This is a genomic window from Mesorhizobium sp., assembly GCF_004962925.1.
Taxonomy (GTDB): Bacteria; Pseudomonadota; Alphaproteobacteria; order Rhizobiales; family Rhizobiaceae; genus Mesorhizobium.
The window spans coordinates 1-2,578 of the sequence record NZ_SUEO01000184.1 but is presented as its reverse complement, the minus strand read 5'-3'; the positions used below and the strand labels follow the sequence as shown (position 1 = coordinate 2,578).

The window sequence follows — 2,578 nt, the reverse complement described above, 5'->3', positions numbered from 1 at the left end:
TCGGATAGGTGATCGAACCCGAAAGCAGGACAGCCGTCATGGCGATGGGGTGGGGTTGTCGATCCCCGAAGATCGCCGGTATCGAGAGCCCTGCCGGAACAGCAGCGGCGGCCAGGGCGACCGGGAGAACCTTCAGGATGAAAGGAGACATGGCTTTTGTCCATGCCCGGACAGCGTCGCTGTCCGGGCAAATTGGAGTGCCGTCAGTTGGTGGCGATGGGTTTGGGCGCCTCGACCTGCGTCATCAGGTCGTCATCCCACTCGCCCTCGACGATGAAGTGAGCGGTCGCTCCGAGTTCCACCGCCTCAATCAGATTATGATTGACGTAGGCGTAGACGCCCGGCTGCAGGAACGTATAGAGCGCCGAGCCCGCGGAGCCGCCGCGGATGAACCAGGTTTCGAGATCCTTGGCGGGCGGGTTGGCGAACTTGCCCTGTTCCCAGACATAGTCGCCGTGACCGCCGATCAGATGCGGCCGCGTATCGCGGTTGGCCTGTGAATGGACGATTAGTACGGTTTCGCCGACCTTGGCTTTCATGGCGTTGTCGCCGGTCAGAGATCCGGCCTTGCCGTTGAATACCACATGCGTCGGGATCAGCCCGCGCATGACCTTGACGATGTCATCGTAGCCGTCGCCGGCCGATTCGTAGCTCTTGAAGTTGCCCTGCTCGTCGCGCGGAATATAGAAGTCGTTCTCGCCGATGTAGAAGATCTTGTCGTACTTGACCGGTTCGCCCTTGTCGTTCCTGAGGCCATCGCGCGGCAGAACCATGATTGCGCCGCTCATGCCGGACACGACATGCCATGGGATCATCGCGCCGCCAGGGGCGCAGTGATAAACAAACGTTCCCGAGCGGGTCGCCTTGAAGCGTAAGGTCACCTGTTCGCCGGGATTGATCAGCGTGAGCTCGCCGCCACCCAGCGCCCCCGTTGCGGCGTGGAAATCGATGTTGTGGGCGAGGGAGTTGGTATCGGGATTGATCAGCGTCAGTTCGACATGGTCGTCCTGGTGCACAACCATTAGAGGGCCGGGGATCGAGCCGTCATAAGTCATTGCATTGAGCGTCGTGCCGTCGGCGTCGATCACAACAGGTTTTTCCACGATCATCATGGTGAACTCGAGGACTTTCGGTCCGCCTTTGGCGATCTGATCGTGCGGATGCACAAAAGGGGGTGCCACGAGCTTGATCTTCTCGCGGGCGAGTCCCTGAATGTCTGCCTTTGTCACTGTTGCGGAAAATGCCGGCAGTGCCCCCACGGCGGCAGCGCCAATCGCTGCTCCAAAGAGGGCTTCGCGTCGCGTAATCATGTCAATCTCCTGTCTCTCGACCGTTGCGGATGAGAAGAAGCTATCTGACTGACGCAGCATTTCTTTGCGCTGGCGCAAATTGGTGGGTGTTAATCGGAAAAACAACAGCCTCGGAATACAGCGATCTTGCGCATCACGATTGAGGCCGAGAAGGTTGGTTTCGCAGTTTTCTGCAAAGGTGCGCTGTCACCAGCGGCTTCCTTTAGATCAGTGGCCGCTTTCGTCTTCCCGATCGATGAGAATCCGCTCGGCTGCCCCGTCGAGATCTTCGTACTGGCCACTTTTCAAAGCCCACAGGAAGCCGCCCAGGCCAAGCGCACCAAGAAAGAGGGCGACGGGTATGAGGTAGGTGAGGGTGGTCATGGCGACTTGGCCAGTTCTTTGAAGTCGGGCAGCCTATCGCGGCGAACATCTTTGTCCCGTGAATTTGGCTCGGAAGTTTGCAGTCGCAACGCATTTCCAATGACAAGCAGCGATGAGGCGGACATAGCGATCGCCGCTATCAAAGGCGTGACGTGCCCCAATATCGCGATCGGCACAGCCACTGCATTGTAGACGATCGCAATAGCGATGTTCTGCCGGATCAGGCTTCCCGCCTTGCGCGAAACGTTCAGGGCGAACGGCACCGCCATAAGGCTTTCGCGCAGGAAAACGAAGTCCGCCGCGTTGCGGCCAATGTCGGCGGCGGTTGCCGGAGCGATCGAGACATGGGCCGCGCCCAGCGCAGGCGTGTCGTTGAGGCCGTCGCCGACCATCAGCACCTTGTGTCCGTCTTTCGCAAGGGTCTCGATGCGTTCGACCTTGCCGGACGGCAGCAGGCACGGAACGAAGTCGTCGACACCCAGCATTTTTGCAACTTCGCCGCAGGCGCCTGCGGTATCGCCCGACAGCATTTCCACCGGCACCCCGGCGTCGTTCAATTGCCCGATCGCCGCCCTGGCGTCGGCACGCAGCGCATCCTCGAAATCGAAGGTCGCGACAATGATCCCGTCTTTCGTCAGGACCGTCCCGCCATAGCCATGTTTGCCTTCGCCGCCGGTCCGGGCCTTCCATCCAGCCCATCCGCGCCGGCCCAGCCGCCAAATACTGCCGGCGACAGTGGCTTCGATTCCAAAGCCAGGATGTTCTGTCACTGCATCGAATTTGTGCTGCCGGCCAGCAACGGCAAAGCCGGCTATGGCCTTTGAAAATGGATGACGCGAATGCGCTGCCAGGTCGGCTGCTATTACCAGCATGTCTGGATCGATCGACCTCGCGTTGACGAGCCG

3 protein-coding genes are annotated in these 2,578 nt (G+C 60.0%); all 3 read right to left on the bottom strand.

What is annotated here, in order from left to right:
- Positions 1-203 precede the first annotated feature (203 nt).
- A complete protein-coding gene (gene nirK, locus E5W87_RS27260; protein WP_292404700.1) occupies positions 204-1,310 on the bottom strand; it encodes a copper-containing nitrite reductase in 1,107 nt (368 codons plus the stop codon).
- Between the two features lie 207 nt (positions 1,311-1,517).
- Complete coding sequence (ccoS, locus tag E5W87_RS27255; protein ID WP_292404698.1) at positions 1,518-1,673, bottom strand: cbb3-type cytochrome oxidase assembly protein CcoS; 156 nt, start codon at positions 1,671-1,673, stop codon at positions 1,518-1,520.
- Positions 1,670-2,578: HAD-IC family P-type ATPase (locus tag E5W87_RS27250; RefSeq protein WP_292404696.1), on the bottom strand; the 909-nt coding region annotated here is incomplete at its 5' end. The genes E5W87_RS27250 and ccoS, both read right to left, overlap by 4 nt.